The 20,897-nt window shown below is 69.1% G+C and carries 21 protein-coding genes and 2 pseudogenes; 11 read left to right on the top strand and 12 right to left on the bottom strand.

Annotation, left to right across the window (positions count from 1 at the left end; translation table 11 throughout):
- The first annotated feature begins 199 nt into the window (after positions 1-199).
- The 4 genes from ABGB18_RS35275 (at position 200) to ABGB18_RS35290 (ending at position 2,943) form a co-directional block, all read left to right on the top strand.
- Entirely contained in the window at positions 200-598 is a 399-nt protein-coding gene (locus ABGB18_RS35275) for a YtxH domain-containing protein (protein ID WP_347699995.1), read from the top strand.
- An 82-nt stretch (positions 599-680) separates the two neighbouring features.
- Positions 681-896, top strand: coding sequence for a hypothetical protein (locus ABGB18_RS35280; protein ID WP_347699996.1), 216 nt, complete (start codon positions 681-683; stop codon positions 894-896).
- 23 nt (positions 897-919) lie between these two features.
- A complete protein-coding gene (locus ABGB18_RS35285) occupies positions 920-1,591 on the top strand; it encodes a response regulator transcription factor (protein WP_347699997.1) in 672 nt (223 codons plus the stop codon).
- The gene (locus tag ABGB18_RS35290; protein ID WP_347699998.1) at positions 1,588-2,943 is read left to right on the top strand and encodes an ATP-binding protein; all 1,356 of its coding nucleotides are present in this window, start codon (positions 1,588-1,590) and stop codon (positions 2,941-2,943) included. The genes ABGB18_RS35285 and ABGB18_RS35290 overlap by 4 nt, the downstream gene beginning before the upstream one ends.
- Before the next feature lie 47 nt (positions 2,944-2,990).
- Here the strand turns inward: ABGB18_RS35290 and ABGB18_RS35295 are convergent, their stop codons facing one another.
- Positions 2,991-3,782: an MBL fold metallo-hydrolase gene (locus ABGB18_RS35295; protein ID WP_347699999.1), complete on the bottom strand. Its 792-nt coding sequence runs from the start codon at positions 3,780-3,782 to the stop codon at positions 2,991-2,993.
- A gap of 30 nt (positions 3,783-3,812) precedes the next feature.
- On the opposite strand from ABGB18_RS35295, the gene ABGB18_RS35300 reads away from it, so the two are divergent.
- Positions 3,813-4,085, top strand: coding sequence for a VOC family protein (locus ABGB18_RS35300; protein ID WP_347700000.1), 273 nt, complete (start codon positions 3,813-3,815; stop codon positions 4,083-4,085).
- Here the strand turns inward: ABGB18_RS35300 and ABGB18_RS35305 are convergent, their stop codons facing one another.
- The 3 genes and pseudogenes from ABGB18_RS35305 to ABGB18_RS35315 all read right to left on the bottom strand — a co-directional run.
- Positions 4,086-4,736, bottom strand: coding sequence for a response regulator transcription factor (locus tag ABGB18_RS35305; protein ID WP_347700069.1), 651 nt, complete (start codon positions 4,734-4,736; stop codon positions 4,086-4,088).
- The gene (locus ABGB18_RS35310; RefSeq protein WP_347700001.1) at positions 4,718-5,245 is read right to left on the bottom strand and encodes a histidine kinase; all 528 of its coding nucleotides are present in this window, start codon (positions 5,243-5,245) and stop codon (positions 4,718-4,720) included. The genes ABGB18_RS35305 and ABGB18_RS35310 overlap by 19 nt, the downstream gene beginning before the upstream one ends.
- A 208-nt stretch (positions 5,246-5,453) precedes the next feature.
- A pseudogene (locus ABGB18_RS35315) lies at positions 5,454-5,906 on the bottom strand (sensor domain-containing protein); the annotation flags it as partial.
- 138 nt (positions 5,907-6,044) lie between these two features.
- On the opposite strand from ABGB18_RS35315, the gene ABGB18_RS35320 reads away from it, so the two are divergent.
- Both ABGB18_RS35320 and ABGB18_RS35325 read left to right on the top strand, forming a co-directional pair.
- Positions 6,045-6,788, top strand: coding sequence for an ABC transporter ATP-binding protein (locus tag ABGB18_RS35320; protein ID WP_347700002.1), 744 nt, complete (start codon positions 6,045-6,047; stop codon positions 6,786-6,788).
- Positions 6,782-9,163 (top strand): ABC transporter permease, encoded by a 2,382-nt coding sequence (locus ABGB18_RS35325; protein WP_347700003.1) that lies wholly within the window; start codon positions 6,782-6,784, stop codon positions 9,161-9,163. The genes ABGB18_RS35320 and ABGB18_RS35325 overlap by 7 nt, the downstream gene beginning before the upstream one ends.
- A gap of 133 nt (positions 9,164-9,296) precedes the next feature.
- On the opposite strand, the gene ABGB18_RS35330 is transcribed toward ABGB18_RS35325, so the two are convergent.
- Positions 9,297-11,111, bottom strand: a complete 1,815-nt coding sequence (locus ABGB18_RS35330; RefSeq protein WP_347700004.1) for an NAD(P)/FAD-dependent oxidoreductase — start codon at positions 11,109-11,111, stop codon at positions 9,297-9,299.
- Between the two features lie 142 nt (positions 11,112-11,253).
- Between ABGB18_RS35330 and ABGB18_RS35335 the strand changes: the two genes are divergently transcribed.
- The gene (locus ABGB18_RS35335) at positions 11,254-12,555 is read left to right on the top strand and encodes a hypothetical protein (RefSeq protein ID WP_347700005.1); all 1,302 of its coding nucleotides are present in this window, start codon (positions 11,254-11,256) and stop codon (positions 12,553-12,555) included.
- Positions 12,556-12,869: 314 nt separating this feature from the next.
- Here the strand turns inward: ABGB18_RS35335 and ABGB18_RS35340 are convergent, their stop codons facing one another.
- Entirely contained in the window at positions 12,870-13,592 is a 723-nt protein-coding gene (locus tag ABGB18_RS35340) for a phytanoyl-CoA dioxygenase family protein (protein WP_347700006.1), read from the bottom strand.
- 101 nt (positions 13,593-13,693) lie between these two features.
- Positions 13,694-14,212 (bottom strand): alpha/beta hydrolase, encoded by a 519-nt coding sequence (locus ABGB18_RS35345; protein ID WP_347700007.1) that lies wholly within the window; start codon positions 14,210-14,212, stop codon positions 13,694-13,696.
- Positions 14,213-14,265: 53 nt separating this feature from the next.
- Here ABGB18_RS35345 and ABGB18_RS35350 point away from each other — a divergent pair, with 53 nt between their 5' ends.
- A complete protein-coding gene (locus ABGB18_RS35350) occupies positions 14,266-14,532 on the top strand; it encodes a hypothetical protein (protein WP_347700008.1) in 267 nt (88 codons plus the stop codon).
- A 345-nt stretch (positions 14,533-14,877) separates the two neighbouring features.
- Here ABGB18_RS35350 and tgmC read toward each other — a convergent pair whose 3' ends face one another.
- The 4 genes from tgmC to ABGB18_RS35370 all read right to left on the bottom strand — a co-directional run bounded on the left by tgmC (position 14,878) and on the right by ABGB18_RS35370 (position 18,742).
- Entirely contained in the window at positions 14,878-16,008 is a 1,131-nt protein-coding gene (tgmC, locus tag ABGB18_RS35355; RefSeq protein WP_347700009.1) for an ATP-grasp peptide maturase system methyltransferase, read from the bottom strand.
- A complete protein-coding gene (gene tgmB / locus ABGB18_RS35360; protein WP_347700010.1) occupies positions 16,005-16,976 on the bottom strand; it encodes an ATP-grasp ribosomal peptide maturase in 972 nt (323 codons plus the stop codon). Before tgmB ends, tgmC begins: the two co-directional genes overlap by 4 nt.
- A gap of 30 nt (positions 16,977-17,006) precedes the next feature.
- The gene (gene tgmA, locus ABGB18_RS35365; protein ID WP_347700011.1) at positions 17,007-17,255 is read right to left on the bottom strand and encodes a putative ATP-grasp-modified RiPP; all 249 of its coding nucleotides are present in this window, start codon (positions 17,253-17,255) and stop codon (positions 17,007-17,009) included.
- Positions 17,256-18,316: 1,061 nt separating this feature from the next.
- A complete protein-coding gene (locus ABGB18_RS35370) occupies positions 18,317-18,742 on the bottom strand; it encodes an ATP-binding protein (RefSeq protein ID WP_347700012.1) in 426 nt (141 codons plus the stop codon).
- Between the two features lie 516 nt (positions 18,743-19,258).
- Between ABGB18_RS35370 and ABGB18_RS35375 the strand changes: the two genes are divergently transcribed.
- Together ABGB18_RS35375 and ABGB18_RS35380 are read left to right on the top strand one after the other, a co-directional pair.
- Positions 19,259-20,077 carry a helix-turn-helix transcriptional regulator gene (locus ABGB18_RS35375; protein ID WP_347700013.1) on the top strand — a complete coding sequence of 273 codons (819 nt, stop codon included), beginning with the start codon at positions 19,259-19,261 and terminating at the stop codon, positions 20,075-20,077.
- On the top strand, positions 20,074-20,295 hold the full coding sequence (locus ABGB18_RS35380) for a DUF397 domain-containing protein (RefSeq protein WP_347700014.1): 222 nt from the start codon (positions 20,074-20,076) through the stop codon (positions 20,293-20,295). Before ABGB18_RS35375 ends, ABGB18_RS35380 begins: the two co-directional genes overlap by 4 nt.
- Before the next feature lie 355 nt (positions 20,296-20,650).
- Here ABGB18_RS35380 and ABGB18_RS35385 read toward each other — a convergent pair.
- Positions 20,651-20,770, bottom strand: a pseudogene (locus tag ABGB18_RS35385) (ABC transporter ATP-binding protein); the annotation flags it as partial.
- Positions 20,771-20,897: the final 127 nt, after the last annotated feature.

Below are 20,897 nucleotides of genomic sequence, written 5' to 3' on the forward strand. Positions count from 1 at the left end.
TCGGCCTTCAGAGACATCCTCCCACGGTGGCCATGATTGAGCCGCCTTGTCCAGGGAAGGTCAGGCTCGGGTCCCAACGACAGGGGAGGTTGTCGTGTCCCTGACACTGAGAAAACGCCGTGTGGCCATGCGATACCCGGCCACATGGATGGACCGGGCAAGGGCCCGGGCCATGAGGACCAGCCATCGGATGGCGCCAATGGCGGACCAGGCCAAGGTGGCCGCCGCCCAGCGCATCGAAGACGCCCGTTACTGGGCGGCGCCGCGGCTGGAGTCCGCGGCTCAAGGGTTCGAAGCACAGGTCGCGCCCATGGTCAGCTCGATGCTGTCCGCGGCGGCCAGGCGGATCGACCCCACGCCGCCGCCGTCACGGCGGGGGTGGCCGATGCTCATGCTGCTGACCGGCGTCGCGGTGGGCGCCATCGGATACCTGTTCTATCGCCGCAATGCCCAGCAGTGGACCGAGCACATGAAGGACTCCGCCTCTGATGCGTCACGCTGGGTCGGCGAGAAGGCCGACAGGACTGCCGAGTCGGCCAATCGGATGGCGACCAACGCATCGAACAGCGCGGAAGACACGTCACGCAAGATGTCGTGATTCCGTCGGAGGTCGATCGAGGGAAGGCGCGCCCCCGTCCGATACGGGGGCGCGCCTTCCTGTTCGCCAGGGGTGCGTGCCGTTGACACACCAAGCGCTTGCTACAAGCGAGGGCATGGAGCCGGTGGTGCAGGGCGCGACGTACCGGCTGCCCGACGATGCCGGCCGGATGTGGGGCATGGTGGACGCCGTCGGGCGCTTCGAGTACGACGGGCTCGTCGGCCACGGGCTCCTCGAGTACTGGGCGCTGGGGCCGCACCCGTCGTTCCCGGAGCGACGCTCTTCAGGTCGGCTTTAGGCGGCTTGGGGCACGCTGGCGACGTGCGAGTGTTACTGGTGGAGGACGAGGAGCGGCTGGCCGGCCTGGTCAAGGGCGGGCTGGCCGGCGAGGGCTTCGCGGTGGACGTGGCACACGACGGCCGTGACGGGCTGTGGATGGCCACCGAGAACGCGTACGACGTGATCGTCCTGGACGTGATGCTGCCCAGGATGAACGGGTACGCGATCTGCTCCCGGCTGCGCGAGTCGGGCAACTGGACGCCGATCATGATGCTCACCGCCAAGGACGGCATCTACGACGAGGCCGAGGCGCTCGACAACGGCGCCGACGACTACCTGGCCAAGCCGTTCTCTTACGTGGTGCTGCTGGCCAGGTTGCGGGCGCTGGTGCGGCGGGGCGGGCGGGAGCGGCCGGTGACGATCACCGTGGGAGACCTGGTGATCGACCCGGCGGGGCTGAAGTGCCGCCGGGGCGAGGTGGGGATCGGGCTGACGCCGAAGGAGTTCGCGGTGCTGCACGCGCTGGCACGCCGGCCCGGCGAGGTGGTCTCCAAGAGCGAGCTGCTGGCCCAGGCGTGGGACTTCTCCTACGACGGCGACCCGAACATCGTCGAGGTCTACATCAGCGCGTTACGCCGCAAGATCGACGTGCCCTTCGGCAGGACCACGCTCCTGACGGTCCGCGGGGCGGGCTACCGGCTGGAGGCGACATGACGGGCCGGTCACGGGTGCTGGCGGTCCTGTCCTCCGTGCGGTTGCGGGCCACCGCGGCGGCCACGCTCGTGGTGGCCCTGGCCCTGGGGGGTGTGGCCGTGGTGCTGGTGATGGCGCTGCGCGGCACCCTGGAGAGCAACGCGGACGCCGAGGCGGTCAAGAAGGCGGCGGCCGCGGTGCCGTACGCGGAGACCTTGAAGGTGGGGCCGGGGCAGGTCAAGCCTCCGGGCGGCGAGGCGGGTGTGATCACGCAGCGCGGCAAGATCGCCGATCCGGACGTGCTGCTGATCGAGGACAAGGCCGCCGCGACCGGCGAATGGGCAGGGCCGAAGAAGTACGCCGCGGCCGGCGAATGGGCGGAGCCGAAGAAGTACGCCGTGGCCGCGCGCGAGGTGCGCACCCCGGGCGGCCCCGCCGTGTTGTGGTCCCGGGTCTCGCTGGAGGGCGCGGCGCTGGCGCTGCGGACGCTGTACGGCGCGCTGCTGCCCGGTGTGCCCGCCGTGCTGCTCGTGGTGGCGGGGATGACCTGGCTCTCGATGGGCCGGGCGCTGGCTCCGGTGGCCGCGATCAGGACCAAGCTCGCCCACATCACCGCGCGCGACCTGCACCAGCGGGTGCCCGTACCGGACTCGAAGGACGAGATCGCCGCGCTGGCCACCACCGTGAACGGCACGCTCGACCGGCTGGAGACGGCCGTGGAGCGGCACAAGAGGTTCGTCGCGGACGCGGCGCACGAGCTGCGCAGCCCCATCGCCACCCTGCGCGCCCGGCTGGAGCTGGCCGAGCCCAGCGAGCTCACCCGGGAGGCGCTGGCCGACGTCGAGCGCCTGCAGCACCTGGCCGCCGACCTCCTCCTGCTGGCCAAGCTGGACGCGGGCGAGCCGCTGCGGGCCACCGAGCTGGACCTGGGCCAGGTGGCGGCCGAGGAGGCGCTGCGCCGGAGCTCGGCCCGGCGCCGGCCCGAGGTGCGGGTGGAGCTGGACATCGAGCCCGACGTGGTGATGCTGGGTTCGCGCGCGCACCTCGACCGGCTGGTGACGAACCTGACCGACAACGCGGTCCGGCACGCCGACTCGACCGTACGCGTACGCGTGCGCGCCGAGCACGACCAGGCGGTGCTGGAGGTGCTCGACGACGGCCCCGGCATCCCGCCCGAGCAGCGCGAGGCGGTGTTCGACCGCTTCACCCGACTCGACGAGGCCCGCGCCAGGGACGCGGGCGGCGCGGGCCTCGGGCTGCCGATCGCGCGGGACATCGCGGTCCTGCACGAGGGCTCGCTGGTATACGACAAATCAGGATTTGTCGCGAAATTTCCGCTTAAGCTCGCTGAGGCCGGAATCGTGATCGCCTGAGCCCTCGGCTACCGCGGCCGGGGTCGGGACGGCCGTCGACCACTGGGCTAGCCGTCGAGTTGCATGAACGCCCTGGCGACCGCCTGCCTGGTCACGTCCTCCACGTAGGGGAAGAGCTTGATCACGTCGCGCAGCCCCTCCACATGGGCCCGCTTGGCCAGCTCCGCCACCAGGGCCAGCTCGTCGTGCTGCGCCCGGGCGAACTCCCGGTCCACCACCGCGCCGTGCCCCGGCACGATCACCTGCCCGGGCAGCTCGTCGAGCATCGCCGCCGTCGTGACCGGCCAGTCCAGCGGGTACGAGTCCCCGAACGCCGGCGGCGCCCCCTCCTCCACCAGGTCACCGGCGAACACCACCCCGGCGTCGGGAACGTACGCGACCACGTCGTTGCTGCTGTGCCCGAGCCCGAAATGCCGCAGGCGCACGACGCGGCCGCCGATGTCGAGGTCGGCCGCGGCGGTGAACGTGTGATCCGGCGGCGCGATCGTCACTTCCTCGAACTCCACGCGCCGCTCCGGCCGTGCCTCGATCATGCCGGCGCGATGCGGCTCACCCCACTCTTCGATCACCTCGGCGCACCTGACGTGGCCCCAGATCTCGGCGGGACGGAAGAGGGCGTTGCCGAAGTAGTGGTCGAAGTGGGAGTGGCTGTTGACGACCGTCCACGGGCTGGGGGTGATCCGCCTGATGGCCTCGATCAGGTCGGCCGCCTCCCGGTGCGAGCCACGCGTGTCCACCACGAGGCAGTGTCCGTCGCCCACGACCAGGCCCACGTTGAGGTCGAACGATTGATGGCGCCGGACATAGACCCGGTCGCCGACTTCCTGCCACTCGTTCATGCCAACGAACCCTACTTTCAGGATCAGGCTATGGCATATGACTTCCAGGTCGTCATCGACACCGGCGATCCCCATTCGCCGGCGGACTGGTGGGCCGACGCTCTCGGATGGCAGGTGGAGCCCGAGCAGAAGACGGTCAAGAACCGCGTGCACCTCGACATCCGGGTGGGCGCCAACAACATCGAGCCCGTGGTCGAGCGGCTCACCGCCAAGGGCGCGAAGGTGCTGCACCGCGGCCGTCAGGGGCCGCTCTGGTGGATCACCATCGCCGACCCCGAGGGCAACGAGCTGTGCATCACCTGATCAGCCCCGCAGGTAGGCCAGCACCGCCAGCACCCGGCGATGCCCGTCCGCCGCCGGCGGGAGGTCCAGCTTGGCGAAGATGTTCGCGATGTGCTTGGCCACCGCCGCCTCGGTGACGAACAGCACGCGGGCGATGGTGGCGTTGGAGTGGCCCTCCGCGACCAGGCCGAGGACCTCCCGCTCGCGCGGGGTCAGCCGGGACAGCGGTCCGCGGCGGCGGCTGAGCAGTTGTCGCACCACCTCCGGGTCCACGACCGTGTGGCCCTCGGCGACCCGCTCCACCGCGTCCACGAACTCCCGTACGTCGCCGATCCGGTCCTTCAGCAGGTAGCCGATCCCCGCACCGCCGTCGGAGTCGAGCAGCTCGGCCGCGTAGGTCTGCTCGACGTACTGGCTGAGCACCAGGATGGCGAGCCCCGGGTGGGCGGCACGTAGCGCGAGCGCGGCACGCAGGCCCTCGTCGGTGAAGCCGGGCGGCATGCGCACGTCGGCGATGACGATGTCGGGTCCGTGCTCGGCCACGGCGGCGACCAGCGCCTCGCCGTCGCCGACCGAGGCGACGACCGCGTGGCCGAACCGGTCGAGGAGGCCGGCGAGCCCCTCGCGGAGCAGCACGCCGTCCTCGGCGAGGGCTATTCGGAGACGGGACACGGGATCTCCACACGCAGTGACGTCGGCCCGCCGGGCGGGCTGGACAGGGTCATCACGCCGTCCGTCACGGCGACCCGATCGGCGAGCCCGGCCAGCCCGGACCCGGCCGCCGGGTCGGCGCCGCCCACCCCGTCGTCGCCGACCTCCAGCACCAGCGTGCCGTCGTGGAGCCGGCCGTGGACGAACCCGCGCCGCGCCCGGCTGTGCTTGGCGATGTTCGCCATCGCCTCCGACACGACGTAGTAGGCGGTCACCTCGATCGGGGACGGCAACCGGCCGGGCAGCCAGACGTCGACGTGGACGGGGACGGGAGACCGGCCCGCCACGTCCTGCACGGCCGCGCCGAGCCCCCGGTCGGTGAGCACCTGGGGATGGACGCCCCGGATCAGCTCCCGCAACTCGGCCAGCGCGCGCCTGGCCTCTTCGTGCGCCTCGGCGACCTGCGTCTCGGCGGGCGACCCCGGCGGCAGGTCGAGCCGGGCCAGCCCGAGCTTCATGCTGAGGGACACCAGCCGCTGCTGCGCGCCGTCGTGCAGGTCGCGCTCGATCCGGCGGCGTTCGGCCTCGAACGCGTCGACCAGCCGGGCGCGGGAGCGGATGATCTCCGCCTCGCCGGGCGCGAGGACGGCCCGTACGATCAGCGCCCGGCGAGGCGGAGCCCGCCCACCCGGCCACCAGGTAGGCGTAGAGCGGCAACAGCAGCAGCCCGGCGGCGAACAGCGGCAGGCCCTCCACCGGGTCCATGCCCGGCTGGAACGGCCCCGACATCAACAGCAGCGGCAGCCAGAACGCGGAGAAGGCCAGCCCGAGGTCCATCAACCACATCGCGAACACCGCGACGACCGTGAACCCGAGCTCCCGCCAGGTCGCCTGCTCGCGCAGGCGGGTGGCGAGCCAGGCGCGCGGGCCCGGCCGCGGCGGCTTCACGTGCGGGTCGCCCGCGGGCGCGCGGTCCACCAGCCGGAGCCGCCACCGCTCGAACGCCGCCGCCGGGAGAGTGAGCACCGCCACGACGAGCAGCCCGGCCAGGCTCGCGACCCCGATGCCGTAGGCGTAGGCGGCGTAGATCAGCACAATCGCCACCACCGCGTGGACCGCACTGCACAGCAGGTAGGCCAGCGAGCGCCAGGGCCAGGACGAGCGCAGGAACGCCGACGGCCTGCGGGTCATCGCCACCAAGGCGGTACGGGCGAGCACCCTCCGACGTTAACCGATCCACCTGCGGGGGCGCGGTAGTGCTGGGTCTACCTCGGAGGCTCGCCCCAGCGCCAATGCGCCGGCCCGGCACAGGCGGCTTTCCTGGACGGCATGGATCACAAGGAGACCGTGCGACTGGAGGCGGTGCGCCGGCTGTACGGCACGGCCGCCCACACGGTGAAGGCGCTCGACGGGGTGACGGCGAGCTTCCACGCGGGCACGCTCACGGCGATCATGGGCCCGTCGGGGTCCGGCAAGTCCACCCTGCTGCACTGCGCGGCGGGCCTGGACCGGCCGACCGACGGCACGGTCGTCATCGACGGCACCGACCTCGGCTCGCTGAGCGAGAACGGCCTGACCCTGCTGCGCCGCGAGCGGGTGGGGTTCGTCTTCCAGGCGTTCAACCTGGTGTCCGCGCTCACCGCCGAGCAGAACGTGGCCCTGCCGCTGCGCCTGGCCGGTCGCGCGGCTCCCCCCGGCCTGGTCCGGGCGGCGCTGGCGGAGGTCGGCCTCGCGGACCGCGAGGGGCACCGGCCCAGCGGCCTGTCCGGCGGTGAGCAACAGCGGGTGGCCATCGCGCGGGCGCTGATCACCAGGCCCGCCGTGGTGTTCGCCGACGAGCCGACCGGCCAGCTCGACACCAAGGTGTCGCGCCAGGTCCTCGGCCTGCTGCGCGGGCTGGTCGACGACCACGGACAAACCATGATCATGGTGACGCACGACCCGGTGACGGCCTCCTACGCCGACCGCGTGCTCTTCCTGGCCGACGGGCGTGTGGTGGACGAGTACGCAGGCACCGTCACCGCCGACCTCGTGGCCGCCCGGATGGCCGCCCTGGAGGCCGCGCCATGCTGACCTTCGCGACGTTGCGTGAGCGGTGGCCCTCCTTCGCCGGGGGGTTCGTCGTGCTGTTCCTCGGCATGGCGATGGTGTCGATGAGCGTCCTCGCGCTGACCTCGGCCGGGGCGAAGGTGCCCGACCGGCTGGCGGGGACGCCCGTGTTCGTCTCGGTGCCGATGATCGAGCGGGGCGACGGCAACTTCGCCCCGGACCGCCCGTGGTCGCCGGAGGCGGTCGCGGCGCTGCGGGGGCGGCTGGGCGCGATCCCCGGGGTGGCGCATGCCGTACCGGATCGGGGGTTCTACGCGCAGCCGGTCATCGGGGGCCGGCCGGTGGCCGGTGACCGGGGGTACGCGTGGTCGGCGGCGATGCTGGCGCCGTACGCGCTGGCGGCCGGGGTCGCGCCCCGGGAGGGCGAGGTGGCGCTGGACCGGTCGCTGGGGCTCGCGCCGGGGGCGCGGGTGTCCGTGCTGACCGTGCACGGGCCGGTGACGTACACGGTGTCCGGCACCGTGGACGGGCCCGGGGTCTACCTGAACGACGTGGAGGCGGCCCGCATCTCGGCGGGGGTCCGCGCGATCGGCCTGGTCATCGAGCCGGGGGCGGACATCGGCGAGGTCGCCGCGGCCGCACGGGCGGCGGTGGCCGGCGTGGTGCGCACCGGGGACGGGCGCAGCGTCCTGGAGGCACGGGAGCACGAGCGGACCCGCTGGCTCGGCCTGCAGGTGCTCACCGCCATGGCCGTGCTGTCCGCGTTCGTGTCGATCCTGGTGGTGGGTTCGACGTTCGCGGTGGGGGTGGCGCAGCGGCGCCGCGAGTTCGGCCTGCTGCGCGCGGTCGGCGCGACACCGCGCCAGGTACGGCGGATGGTGTACGGCGAGGCGCTGGCGGTCGGTGTCACCGCGACGGCGGCAGGGGTGGTGGCCGGCGCGTTGCTCGGTCCTGTGCTGGGGGACGTGCTGATCACGGTCGGGTTCGAGCCGCCGGGCTTCGCGGTGCGGTTGTCGCCGCTGCCGCTCGCGGGCTCGTTCGCGGTGGGTGTGGCCGTCACGCTGGCGGGTGTGTGGGCGGCGTCCCGGCGGGCCGCGCGGGTGCGCCCGCTGGAGGCGCTGCGCGAGGCCGAGGTGGACGACCGTCCGATGCCGCGCCTGCGCTGGATCGCCGGGGCGGTGTGCTGCGCGCTGGGCCTGGCGGCCGCGGCCGACGCGGCCGGTTCGGACGGCTCGGACGCGTTCGTGATGTCGGGCCTGGTCGCGGCGATGGGAGTGATCGCGGGGCTGGCGGTGCTGTCTCCGGCGGTCGTGCCGCCGGTGGCGCGGCTGGTGTCGTGGCCGTTCGCCCGGGGCCGCGGCGCGATCGGGATGCTGGTGAGGGAGAGCGCGCTGGCCGCGGTCCGCCGCACGGCCGCCACGGCCACGCCGGTGCTGATCACGGTGGGGTGCGCGGTGCTGATCACGGGGATGGTGCAGACGACCGCGGCGGCGTTCGCCGCGGTGCGCGCCACCACGATCCGGGCGGACGCGGTGATCGTGCCGGACGGCACTCCGGGGCTGACGGACGCGGCGGCGTCGGCGGCGGGTGCGCGGTCGTCCCTGTTCGGCGCCCTGTACGAGCCGGACGGCGACCCCCTGAGCGCCATCGGCGCCACCCCGGCGTTGCTGGAGCGGGCGGGCGACGTCCAGCTGGTGTCCGGCTCGCTCGACGCGCTCCGGAGCGAGGACCAGGTGCTCCTGGCGGACTGGCTGGCCGAGGATCGCGGGCTGAGACCGGGCTCGAAACTGCCGGTGTCCTTCGAGGACGGCACCTCGGCGTCGCTGACGGTGGCCGGCGTGGTCCGGGAGGCGGACGCGGACGTGCTGCTCTCCCGCGACTTGTTCAGGAGGCACGACCCGGTGGCCCTCGCCAAGGAGGCGTACGTCGCCGGTGCTCCCGCGCCGCCCGGCCCGGGGGCACGGGTGGTGGACGTCCCCACCTACTCGGCGGAGGCGGACGACGGGGAGGACCGGCTGGTGTGGATCGCCACCGTGCTCCTCGTCGTGGTGTCGACGGCCTACGCGGGCGTGGCGATCGTGAACACGATGGTGATGTCGGCGGCCGGGCGCGTCCGTGACCTCGCGGTGCTGCGCCTGTCCGGCGCGACGGCCCGGCAGGTGCTCTTGACCGTGGCCGCCGAGTCGGTGCTCGTGGTGCTGCTCGGCACCGGGCTGGGGCTGGTGGTGGCGTTGCCCGCGCTGCTGGGCATGCGAGGCGCCTTCGCCACGGCCATGCACGCGGACGTCCCCCTCGTGGTGCCGTGGCCGCTCATCCTGGGAGTGATCGCCGCCTGCCTGGCCCTCGCCGCCTGCGCCGCCGTGCTCGCCGCGCGGGGTGGGGCCCGGCGCGCCGGGTGAGGTGGACGCCTTGGCGTGCTGAGGGCTTATGGCCAGGTTTGTCCAGCGCCGGGGCCCTCAGCGGCGGCCGAACCGGTCGGCCGCCGCGTTGAGCACCTCCACCGTGGCTTTCGCTGGGCCCCTTGTTCGGCTTTCACTGGGTCGCGCGGCGGAACTCCAGCCCCTCGAACTCGTTCGACGCGCGCCACCCGTCGAGATAGGCGAAATACGCCATCGCGCCCTGCGGGTAGCCCGCGTTGAGCCGCCAGCGCAGCCCGAGCTCCTGGCCCTCGTTGTTGTAGTAGCCCGGGGTGCAGTCCGGCGAGCCCAGCAGCATGCCCGCACCCGACAGCAGCAGCTCGATCCAGGCGTCCTCGGCCTCCTTGGTGACCTCGATCTCGTCGTACCCGTGGTCGAGCGCGTGCCTGACCATCATGGCGATCGTCCTGCCCGCCTCGGTCAGGTTGTGCGGGATGTTGGAGATGAGGTTCGCGCCCTGCGTCGGCTGTACGAAGAAGGCGTTCGGGAAGCCGTGCACGTGGATGCCGTGCAGCGTACGCATGCCCTCCGCCCAGCGCTCCGACAGCCTGACGCCGCCGCGGCCCGTCAGGTCGTAGTTCGCCCGGCGGGTGTAGTCGGTGCCCACCTCGAAGCCGGAGGCGTAGATGACGCAGTCGACCTCGTATTCCCGGCCGGCCACGACCACTCCCCGCTCCGTGATCCGCTCCACGCCGCGGCCGTCGGTGTCGACGAGGTGCGTGCCGGGCACGTTGAAGGACTGCAGGTATTCGTCGTGGAAGCAGGGACGTTTGCACAACTGGCGATACCAGGCCTTGAGGTTTCGCGCGGTCTCGGGGTCCGAGACGATGGTGTCGACGCGGGCGCGGATCTCCTCCATCTTCTCGTGGTCCGACTCCTCGTAGGCGGCCTGCATGTTGGCGAGGGTGCGCTCCTCGGGCGGGAGTGCGCCGATCCTGGCCCGCACCCGGCGGGCGATGTCCGTCCAGCCGTCCATGACCAGGTCCTCGTCGGCCTGGCCGCCGCTCTGGTTGGCGGTGAAGTTCTCCAGCCAGCGCTGCTGCCAGCCCGGTGTCGCGATCCGCGCGAACCAGCCGGGGTCGGTGGGCCGGTTGTCCCGTACGTCCACCGACGAGGGCGTGCGCTGGAACACGTACAGCTCGGCGCATGCGGGCGCCAGGTGCGGAACGCACTGGACGGCCGTCGCGCCCGTCCCGATGATGGCCACCCGCTTGCCGGCCAGCCGGTCCATGGGCGCGCCCGAGGGGTCGCCGCCCGTGTAGGCGTAGTCCCAGCGGCTCGTGTGGAACGAATGTCCCCCGAACGACTCGATGCCCGGGATGCCGGGAAGCTTCGGCACGTGCAGCGGGCCGATGCCCATGGCGACGAACTGGGCGGTGAAGTGGTCGCCGCGGTTGGTGCGGATGTGCCAGCGGGACCGAGATTCGTCCCATTCGAGGCTTCGCACCTCGGTGTGGAAGAGCGCGTTGTCGTACAGGCCGAACTGCTTGCCGATGCGGCGGCAGTGCTCCAGGATCTCGGGCGCGTGCGCGTACTTCTCGGTGGGCATGTGGCCGGTCTCTTCGAGCAGCGGCATGTAGACGAACGACGCGGTGTCGCACTGGGCGCCCGGATAGCGGTTCCAGTACCAGGTGCCGCCGAAGTCGCCGCCCTTCTCGATGACGCGTACGTCCTCGACGCCGGCCTCCTTCAGGCGCGCGCCGGTGACCAGCCCGGCGAAGCCGCCGCCGACGACCGCGACCGTCACGTGGTCGGTCCTGGGCTCGCGCTCGGTCATCGGGGTGTAGGGGTCGTCGAGATAGTACGCGAAACGGCCGGTCAGGCGCTGGTACTGGTCATTGCCGTCCGGCCGCAGCCGCTTGTCGCGCTCTTCGCGATATTTCTGGCGAAGGGCCTCGATGTCGATGGCGGGGCGGTCGGCGATGGTCATGCATCCTCCGAGGTGCCGGGACGCTGTGTTCCTGAGCTCAATTTCAGAATGTCATTCGGTCTCGGCATCGGGCAAGTACCACTGCCGGGCGCCTGGATAGCCACTATGGTGGGATTTCGGACACACAGGAAGCGGATCCACCTTGGCTCATCGCGCGCTGGTCATCGCCATGCTGCCGGCGATCGCGCTGCGGGTGCTCGCCGTCCTCGGGTTCCCGCCCGCCCTGCTCTTCTACGGCGACTCCTTCGCCTTCCTGCGCGAGGAGCTGGCGCCCGGCACCGCCCGGCCTTCCGGATACTCCCTGCTGCTGGCCCTGCTGCGGCCGGCGCACAGCCTCACGCTGGTGACCGTCCTGCAGCACCTGCTGATGCTGGCGCTCGCGGTGGCGGTCTACGCACTGCTGCGGCGCCGCGGGTTGCCCGGTTGGGGCGCGGCCCTGCTGGTCACGCCGATCCTGTACGACGAGTTCAACCTGCTCCTGGAGCACATGATCATGGCGGACGCCGTGTTCATCGTGCTGGTCGGGGCCGCGGTCGTGCTCATCGTGTGGCGGGTCACGCCGACCACCGCGGCCGTGGGCGGGCTACTGCTCGGGCTCGCCGGGATCACCCGGACGGTCGGCCTGCCGCTGCTGATCCTGACGGCCGCGTACCTGCTGGTCAGGAGGTACGGCTGGCGCCCGCTGGTGGCGTTGCTGGTGGCCGGGGCGATCCCGCTGGGCGCGTACGCCACCTGGATGAAGGTGGACAAGGGCAAGTTCGGGCTGACCGAGGCCGACGGGAACTTCCTGTGGTCCAGGACCATGAGCTTCGCCGACTGCGGGGTGATCAAACCGCCGGAGCGGCTGGCCGTGCTCTGCCCCACGATGCCGGTCGAGCAGCGGCCCTACCCGCCGCACTGGTTGTGGGAGAGCTTCTCGCCGCTGCTCAAGGTGCCGGGGACCGCCCACCGCAACGAGCTCGCCGGGGAGTTCGCCCAGCGGGCCATCCTGGCCCAGCCGGGTGACTATCTGGCGGCCGTGGCGACCGATCTCACGCAGTTGCTGCGCTGGGAGCGTACGGCGGTGGACGAGAAGACGCCGTACAAGCTGCCCACGTCCGAGCGCCCGATCAGCGAGTCCGTGCGCGGTGTCGCCGAGTCGTACGAGGCGGGGCCGGCCGCCACCCAGGTTGTGGAGCCGTTCGCCGGCTGGCTGCGCGCCTACCAGCGCTTCGGCTACGTGCCGTTCCCGCTGCTCGTGCTGGCCCTGGTCGGCGCGCTGGGGGCGGCGCTGGTGCGGCGGCGCTGGGATGCGCTGCTGCCCGGGCTCACGGCGCTCGCGCTGGTCGCCTCGCCGCCGTTCCTGGCCGCCTACGACGTGCGGTACGTGATCCCGGCGATTCCCCTGGTCTGCCTGGCGGTGGGGCTGGTGCTCGACGGCCGTTCCACAGCTTCTCGCCGTTGATGCCCCTGGCCGTCCAGCTTTCCGGCCGCTCGATCGCGGGGAAGACGTGCGGGTTAACCGCCAGCCAGACGACGACCAGACCCACCGGGACCAGCGCCCACCAGCCGATCCACTCCCGCGGCTGACCGACCACACTCCGCCGGATGGAAGAGGCGCCGGTGCCCTGCCACCACCCGAAGCAACGCCCACCCCGGCCAAATGCAGGCGCCCGCCACCGGCCCGGCTACCGACGGCTTCCCGCGGCCGGGGTGCAGGCACTCATCCCCGGACGCCCGCCACAAGCCTGGGCAGACGCTCGCCAACGGGTCGCCTTGCTAGAGGAGGGCTCGTGCCAGGGCGGTGTCCTCGCCGGGTGTGACCGGTGCGGTCAGGAATACCGGCCCCTGGGACATGAAACGGGGTCGCGTGCCCCGGTGCTCGTCGGCTGCGTGCACGGTCAGCGGGTGCACCAGGTACATGTCACCCGGCTGACCGGTCGCGTGGGCCACCGGCCGGTCCTTGGAGGCCGCGTCCAGCAGCGGCCCGGCCTCGAAGGCATCCAGCACCCGCTCGCCCAGCACCTCAAGGGCGTCCCGCTGGGAGCCCACCCTGATGCGGGTCGGCGCGTCGCTCTCCCCCACGTCCGACAGCAACACGAGCAGCAGCATCGTCTCCGGCCGCCCCGACACGGCCCACGAGCCGTCGGGCCGGGTCACTGAGCTGTCGACGTGCCAGCCTCGATCGTCGGCCGGCTCCACACCGGGGAAGCGGATCGGCATGTTGCCGAGAGACCCGCGCGGCGCCCACCCACCGGGTCCGGCGACCTCGTCCAACGCCTGATGCAGTCGCGGGCTGCTCATGAGCTCCCCGAAGGGTCCGTGGCCCGTCAGGTCGGCGGCCCACACCACGGGCTGCCGCCAGCCGGCGGGATCGTCAGGCGACAGACCGATCTGCTGCCACACCAGCGCCCTGGCCGCGTCTCCGACCTCCCGGGGCACGGCCGCCTCCAGCTTGACGAAGCCTTCGGCAACGAAGCGGTCAACGTCTACAACGGACATACGAGCACCATAACGACGCCGTCCACCGATTTTCCGGACGCCGGCCCAGCAGCCACCTCCGTCTCGTCCTCCCATCGACGTGAGGTGGGTCTCGGGTGAGGTCATCCTGTGGCCTGGCAGGTGGTGCCTGGGGGTGGGAGGCGCAGGGTCGTGAAATAGCGGTTGACGTGGGCGGCTATGCAGTTGCCTGGGCCGTAGAGGTAGAGGGTGTGGCCATGCCCGTCGTACCGGACGATGGTTGAGCCTGGGACGTGGCGGATGATGCTGGTGACCTCGTCGGAGTCGATCCAGCTACCGACTCCCAGGAACGGCACCAGCCCCTTGGCCGGAAGCGGCGACGGCGGGTTGGTCGGTGGGGCGGGCCAGCCGACGCAGGCCAGCGCCCACCACGCCCGTTGCCCCGCGAAGTTCGGCGACAGCTCTTCCGATCTTCTCAGCGCCTCGCGGTAGGCCGCGTAGGTCGGGTATCCCCTGCCGTCGAGGCAGTGGGTCATGTTCTGTCCGGCGAGCGAGGGGACCTTGGGGCTGCCCGTGGCCCGCCTGACGTAGTCGGCGAACCCGGCGGCATCGCCCCCGACGGCCTTCTTGATCGCGTCGGCGAGCTCGACCCAGCGTGGCACGTGCCTTAACTACGGAAGCTCGCCCGTGATCACACAACGAGACGGAGGAACAAATGGCTTCACTCGCACGCGCAGCACTCGCGGTAGCTGCCGGTCTGGCCCTCAGCGCCACCACACCCGCAGTCGCCGACGCCAGCACACCGACCACAGCGCAGACATGGACCCACACGACCCACGAATCGGCAGCAGCGTGCTGCAAAATCAAGATCATCGGCACCCGGGTCGGCGTTCGCGACCTCCCGTTCACTAACGCGACCATCTCCGCGCCAGCTTACGTGATCAAGCTATTTCACCGCGGACTGGTGTTCTTGATCATTTAGGTACCCTGGTGAGCAGCGCGCGGAGTTCCACAACGCTGGTTCTCCCTCGACTTATGGGAGTGATCTCCGCACGCCTCTAGACGTAGCGCGTGCAGGTGGCGGGTATATAGCCGGTCCTGTCCCGAGGTGACCTTGTGCCAGTCATATCCGGCGCGCGCATTTGTGTTCGTAGCCGGAGCCGTTGGGGTGCTCGACGGCGCAGCTCGTGAGGATGGTCCCGTTCGACACGGTGTGCATGACGCTGGCGGAACTCGCTCGCGCTCGCCCAAGGGTGACCTACGGCCATTCCGCCGGCCTCTCCACTCCCACCGTCCCCGGGTGGGGTGTCTGTCGCTGGTCCCTGGACTAGGCGGGAAGCTGCCAACCAGGCCCATCGGGTTCCCCCAGCCATACACGCTGGCTGTCCCGGCTGATGGTGAGACCAAAGCCCGACTGATGAGGGCTTCCCGCGCCCTGCCACGTCAGAATGGCCTCTTCCACCGCGTCCCAGAGCCGGAGTGGACCGTGTTGGTACACCGTCCAGCCGCCAGCGGAATCCGGCCTGGTGTCAGCCCGTGATCCCGTGCTCACGTCCAAAAGGATCGTTGTGTCCTCACCCCAGGAACATTGCGCCTGAGGCGCGGCAAGTTGGGCAACCCACAGGGCCGTATCGTTGCGGAGGATAGTCGGATCAATTTCCGACGGGCGGGCTTGGCCGATGCCCGTGATGATCGGCGGGCGCGGCGGTGCCAGGTGCGCACGGGCGGTCATGAAGCACAAGTCCTCCCTCATGAACCGGCCACTGGCGGTGCCGTCATCGGCCACGGTGAGATGCGCGAAGGCAACCCCGCCCATCCAGCCCCACATGGGGGTGGTGATGGTTCCACCGCTCCGGATCTGCCACAGCCACGGCAGCGGGATTACTCGTACCGAGCAGGTAGAGATCACCTTGTCGTAGGTGGCGTTCGCGGCGTAGCCGTTGAGGCCGTCTTCCACCACACACGTGGGGCTGTATCCGGCAGCAGAGATCGCCGTCTCAGCCCTGGCAGCAACCTCGGGATCGTATTCGATCGAGGTCACCGCCTTATCGCCGAGCCGCGCGCACATCAGCGCCGTCGAGTAACCGGTGCCGGTGCCGATCTCCAGCACCTTGTCACCCTCACTGATGCCAGCCGCCTCCAGCATCAGCACGACCAGGCTCGGAAGCGTGGAGGAAGAACTAGGCTGCCCGATCACGACATCAGGCGCGTCTTCCGCGAGGACCCCGCCAACCTGCGTGACCCATGTCTGGTCGGCATAGGCCAGGCTCAGCCAGTCGTCCCGGCTCATCTCCGACTGCCGGAGGGGAACCCATCGATCAGCACGAGCCCCATCAGTTCGATACACGACCTTGCCGAGGAACAGTTCGCGGGGCACCTTCATCAGTGCCTCGCGCCAACCTGTGGACCCTAGGCTGTCGGCCAGGGCGAGCCGTAGTCCCGTGGCCATGTCAGTCATCGCCACCATCCTTCCGTAAGCACGTCGGCGAAGGCATGCGCTATCGCATCGGAGTCAGGCAACCAGCCCCATTGTCCGTTCGGGTTGCACTCGATGAACGTCCACGCTTCCGCTACGGGATCGCTCGTGTCGGGCTCCAGAGCGAAATCGAAACATCCGAACGCCAGCCCGAAGCCGTCGAGATAGGCGTGCAATGCCCTCGTGACTGCATCAGGAACGGCGACGGGTTCGTGAATCAGTTCATCCCAATCCCCGCGCCGCCAATCAAGAGCCTCATCAGGTGTGGTGATCCGGCTTGCGAATACTGATCGCCCGACCACGGTCACCCTAGCATCCGCCGTCTTGTTCACTTCCCGTTGGAACATGTGGGCGGTCACCGTAACCGACTCATCAAGATCTGCTTCTTTGATGCGCTGCGTCCATATGGCAGCCGTATTGCCATCGGCCGGACGGGGTGCGCCCCGAAACGATTTGTAGATGACAGGGCCGTATTCCGCGGCGAACTTCCGCGCCTCCTTCGGGTCATTTGTGATCAGGGTGATAGGAATGGGAAGACCGTGTTGCGCGGCCATTTGGAGCTGTGCAGGCTTGTAATCCGCCCGGGTGACGGATATCGGGTGATTGACATACGTAGCGTTGAGAAGATTGTTCAAAATCCCGCCGAGCCCATATCGAGCCTCCGTGGCGGCGAATTCCCGCGCCTGCTGGGGCAGATGGGAGAAGCGGGCGAGGTATGGGGTGGGGCGGCGGAAGTACACCGCCCCGATCTCGTCCAAGGCGACGTTCCGGCTCGGCGTTTGAAGACGACCCGTCCATTGCGTCCGGCCATCGCACAGGCATGCGCCGAACATCAGACCAGCGCCGATGCTGGCCGGATCAACACGCACGATGCATGCCTGCCGCTCGTTCAATGCTTCGATGACCAGGTTCGCGGTGACGTCTTCCGGCGATGTAACTACCAAGACCACGCTGGGCGAGTTACCCATTTGCTCGTCCGATCAGTTGTCGTTCTCGGTGTCGTCGGCGACCTCGGCAGCCCCGCCCGAGCCGTCCCCACCGCCACCCTTGGACTTGGTAATGGTCTTGCCCATCTGCATCGGGAGAACTTCCCCGCTCGCGTTGTAGAACCGAGTGATCTGGGTTGCGGGATCGAGACATGCGCTCTCGTACCACGACTCTTCTTCGGAACCGCTTACCGTCATCCGCCCCAAACCCCAAGGCGTACGAAGATCTTCGCATGTGCTCACTCAACTACCTCCGTTTAACGATTTTCGCACGTACGTGCACGCGATTTTCCGTTCGATTACACCTTGATCGGTGCTTCGCGGTACGCCAACAAACCCTAGCGTTGCAACGCCGATACCGCCACGCATTCACTTCTTTCCCTAGGGTAATATTCCTTGCGCAACATTCGCCATTTAGGCGCACGCCAATATTCCTCGGAGATGCGCGGCAATCTTTCTTTGCCGCGCGCCCCGAAGGATGGCATTTGGACATGTTTAGCAATTTGAGTTCAATCCTCTTCGATCACCTCGCAGCGATTCCACCTCCTTGAAGACTCGACTCTTATCCATTTGGCTATGGCCCGAACCAGGGATGGAATGGGCGGCAACGCGGGCGCTCAACTCGCCTGGTCAGAGGAGCGTCAACCGCGTTGCCGCCGTCCGGGATGAAGCGTCCCAAGGGCAGCCTTGGCGGAAGGAGCTGCCCTGCTTCACCCCAGCTCAGGAGCCCCTAGTTCGGCTTGACTCAGGCTTCGGCCCCCGGGGCCGACAGAGGTCAGGTCATCGAGGGACACCGACCAGCGCCGCACCCCGCAAGGCCACTCCTCGCCCACGTCGAGCATCACCATCGCGACGCCACCAACCCGCAGCACCGCCGCGATAACCCCGCACCTGCCAACCAGCGCAGGGCAACTCCGAGTCGCGGCAGGACTGTGCACCAACTGCGCGATCACGACGTGGCTCCACCGCACCTTGAGCCCGCTAATCGAAGGTGGCCCATCAACAAGGCCGTCCACTGAGCCACACCGACGTGGGGGGACCACCGCTCTGTCTCCATGACAACACCGGCCCGCCTGGTCCTGCGGATCCAGCGCAAGGGCGTCGAGCCCTCCGCCTGTCGAAGCTCGTAGGAGGTCCGCATACAGTCGCACGTCCGCCACAAGACACGCCCCTCAGGCCGCAGGGTCTCGGGAACGATCCATCGCAACCGCTCGCAATGCGACGCGGGCGACATGACATGAGCACCGGAACACCGAGGCGGCATCCGCCCCAGCCTGCCGAACTGCCCGAGGGAGCCCATCGCGTCACCGGACAACGTTCTCCTCCTTCATGTCCACCAACACGTGCGCCCAGACAGCGGACTGTTCCTCGCCGAACCGGCGCACTCCCCATGTCTCTGACAGGGCATCGACCAGCCCCAGCCCTCGCCCGGACTCCCAGCACTCCAGCGGCTTACGGGGATAGGGCACGGTGGGGGCCCCGAAATCGACCACCTCGATACCGATCAGCCCATCCGTGACCCGTTGGATCTTGATGCAGATCCGGCCGCCTGGAATTCCCGACCGCGTGTGCTCGACGGCGTTCGCAACCAACTCGGTGACCACCAGCAGCACATCCCCGACCTGGCAGCCCGCCCCCGCCAGGACTGCTCTCACGCAGTGACGCGCCACCGGCACCGACGCTGTTACGCCCGGCAGCAAGATGTCGGCTAGCGCTGTGCCCGTATCCATTACGGCCTCACCCGGCGAAGGATCGTGTGCGCTGCATCCGGGTGTTGGACTCCGACCCGGTTCCAGGGCCACCGTCCCCAGGTGAAGCGGTACGTGCCGCGAGCCTTCGCTACGCTGACTCGGACCTCTCGGGAACCGGAACGCACCAGCAGGTCAGGGCAGATCCCCTTGACCGAAACGTCCGCGTCCACATCCGCGCCCAGAACCATGAGGTCTTCGGCCAATTGCGCGGCGTATGCCATTTGACGCAGTACGTGTTCATCGAACGACATGGACATGGTGTGCCTCTGTCCCTTTGATGTGGGTATGGCGCTCTCTGGAGTTAATTTGGTTTGTCGTGCCTTTGTGCTTGCCGCATATGACGCTTGCACCGCTCGTTTCTGACCGTCATCATCTGCTCACATTCTGCATCGTGTCAATGCACTGTGCAGATCCAAAGTCATGTGGGCAATATTTCGTCATCATGAGCAGGGATCTGACACACTGAGCCACATGTCTTCAACGCACAGTCCCACCGTGAGACTTCGACGGCTTGCGCGTGAATTGCGCAAAATGCGAGAAGACAGCGGGCTGCTACCCGAAGCCGCCGCAGCTCAACTCGGGTGGAGCAGAAGCAAAGTCAGCAGGATCGAGACTGGGCGAACCATGGCCAGCCGTGCCGATGTGGCAGCGGTCTGCGACCTCTATGGGATCGGCTCAGGCGACCGAGCCCGTCTGATCCAGTTGGCAGGCGAGGCGCGCCAGCGTGGATGGTGGACTGCCTACGCCGACGTGTTTACGGGCTCCTACATCGGCCTGGAGGACGACGCTTCCTTGATCTCGCAGTGGGAGGTGCAGCTCATTCCGGGTCTCCTCCAGACCGAGGACTACGCCCGTGCAGTGATCTCCCAGCTTCGCCCTCAAGAGGAAGTGCAGCGCCGCGTCATGGCTCGAATGGCTCGACGCACGCTGTTGAGCCGTCCCGACGCCCCAAGGCTGGACGCGATCTTTGACGAAGCCGTCCTTCGTCGCCCCATCGGCAGCCAACAGATCATGGATGAGCAGCTTGGGGCACTCCTCATCTCAGCCAGGCGGCCAAACGTCTCAATCAGGGTACTTCCATTCAGAGCGGGCCTCCATGCCGGACTGGAAGGAGCGTTCACCATCCTCAGCTTCGCCGACAACATGGACCCCGACGTTGTCTACGTGGAGGGAGTAGCAGGTGACGTCTACGTGGAAAGTACCGACCAAGTCGAGCGCTGTAAGGTGACCATGGAGCAGATCTCCGAGGCTGCCCTACCCCCAGAGGATTCGATGAGGCTGATCACGGAAGTCAAGGACGAATACATCTCATGATCGATCTCTCTCAAGCCGAGTTCCGCAAGAGCAGCTACAGCGGCGGCGGCAACAACTGCGTTGAAGTTGCGACCAACATCCCCGGCAAGGTCGTCGTACGCGACAGCAAAGACCCCCACGGCCCTTGGCTGGTCTTCACTCCGGCCGAGTGGGACGCCTTCACTCACGGAATGATGGACGGGGAGTTCCCGGCCGAAGGCCACCCTAGGGTCGGCTGAAAGCTTTTTGGGAACCCCCTCGGGCTGAGCGCCGCAACGCGTGCCGTTGGCCCGCTGGACCCGCCGTAATGTCGCTGGTCTCGAGGTTCAGGGCTTACCGAATCGTTTCGGAGCCAAACACACGGGGACCCCTCCAAGATCACAAAAAGGGGGCGGAGGGACCAATCTCGCGGGCAGGGGCGCTGCCCCTCCCATTACCTTGACCAGCGTAATGCCCCCTTTTTGTGATCTTGCCCCGCGTGTTCAGCGCCACCGCAACGATTCGTCAAAGCCCTACAGCATGCGGGTCCAATGCCGCATGAGCCCCCTCAGATGGACGCGCACTGTATCGGAAGCGTCACAATCAGGTGTTCGGCTTTCCCGCGCCGTTCGGGCCCAGGAATCCGGTCACCAATCCTGGTTTCACCGTGAAGGTCAGGTCGTCCACAGCGAGCGTGCGACCGTATCGCACGGTCAGCCCTCTCACTTCGATCACTCGTCCCCCTCGTTCGTTGGGCAGGTCCGATCGGCGGATCCAGCCTTTCGGTACGGGGGCCTGGCTTCCATGGGCGTCGGCCCACCTGGCGGGGTGGGGAATCGCCACCATGGGGGTAGGTCTGGCC

The organism is Nonomuraea sp. B12E4 (genome assembly GCF_039871825.1).
Taxonomy (GTDB): Bacteria; Actinomycetota; Actinomycetes; order Streptosporangiales; family Streptosporangiaceae; genus Nonomuraea.

Coding starts and splice junctions, on each gene's coding strand:
- ABGB18_RS35300 (WP_347700000.1), top strand. CDS start 3,813: ATGGCATATGACTTCCAGGTCGTCATCGACACCGGCGATCCCCATTCG.
- ABGB18_RS35340 (WP_347700006.1), bottom strand. CDS start 13,592: ATGTCCGTTGTAGACGTTGACCGCTTCGTTGCCGAAGGCTTCGTCAAG.
- tgmC (WP_347700009.1), bottom strand. CDS start 16,008: ATGACTGACATGGCCACGGGACTACGGCTCGCCCTGGCCGACAGCCTA.
- ABGB18_RS35325 (WP_347700003.1), top strand. CDS start 6,782: ATGCTGACCTTCGCGACGTTGCGTGAGCGGTGGCCCTCCTTCGCCGGG.
- ABGB18_RS35295 (WP_347699999.1), bottom strand. CDS start 3,782: ATGAACGAGTGGCAGGAAGTCGGCGACCGGGTCTATGTCCGGCGCCAT.
- ABGB18_RS35370 (WP_347700012.1), bottom strand. CDS start 18,742: ATGGATACGGGCACAGCGCTAGCCGACATCTTGCTGCCGGGCGTAACA.
- ABGB18_RS35275 (WP_347699995.1), top strand. CDS start 200: ATGGCGGACCAGGCCAAGGTGGCCGCCGCCCAGCGCATCGAAGACGCC.
- ABGB18_RS35320 (WP_347700002.1), top strand. CDS start 6,045: ATGGATCACAAGGAGACCGTGCGACTGGAGGCGGTGCGCCGGCTGTAC.
- ABGB18_RS35330 (WP_347700004.1), bottom strand. CDS start 11,111: ATGACCATCGCCGACCGCCCCGCCATCGACATCGAGGCCCTTCGCCAG.
- ABGB18_RS35290 (WP_347699998.1), top strand. CDS start 1,588: ATGACGGGCCGGTCACGGGTGCTGGCGGTCCTGTCCTCCGTGCGGTTG.
- ABGB18_RS35380 (WP_347700014.1), top strand. CDS start 20,074: ATGATCGATCTCTCTCAAGCCGAGTTCCGCAAGAGCAGCTACAGCGGC.
- ABGB18_RS35350 (WP_347700008.1), top strand. CDS start 14,266: ATGGCTTCACTCGCACGCGCAGCACTCGCGGTAGCTGCCGGTCTGGCC.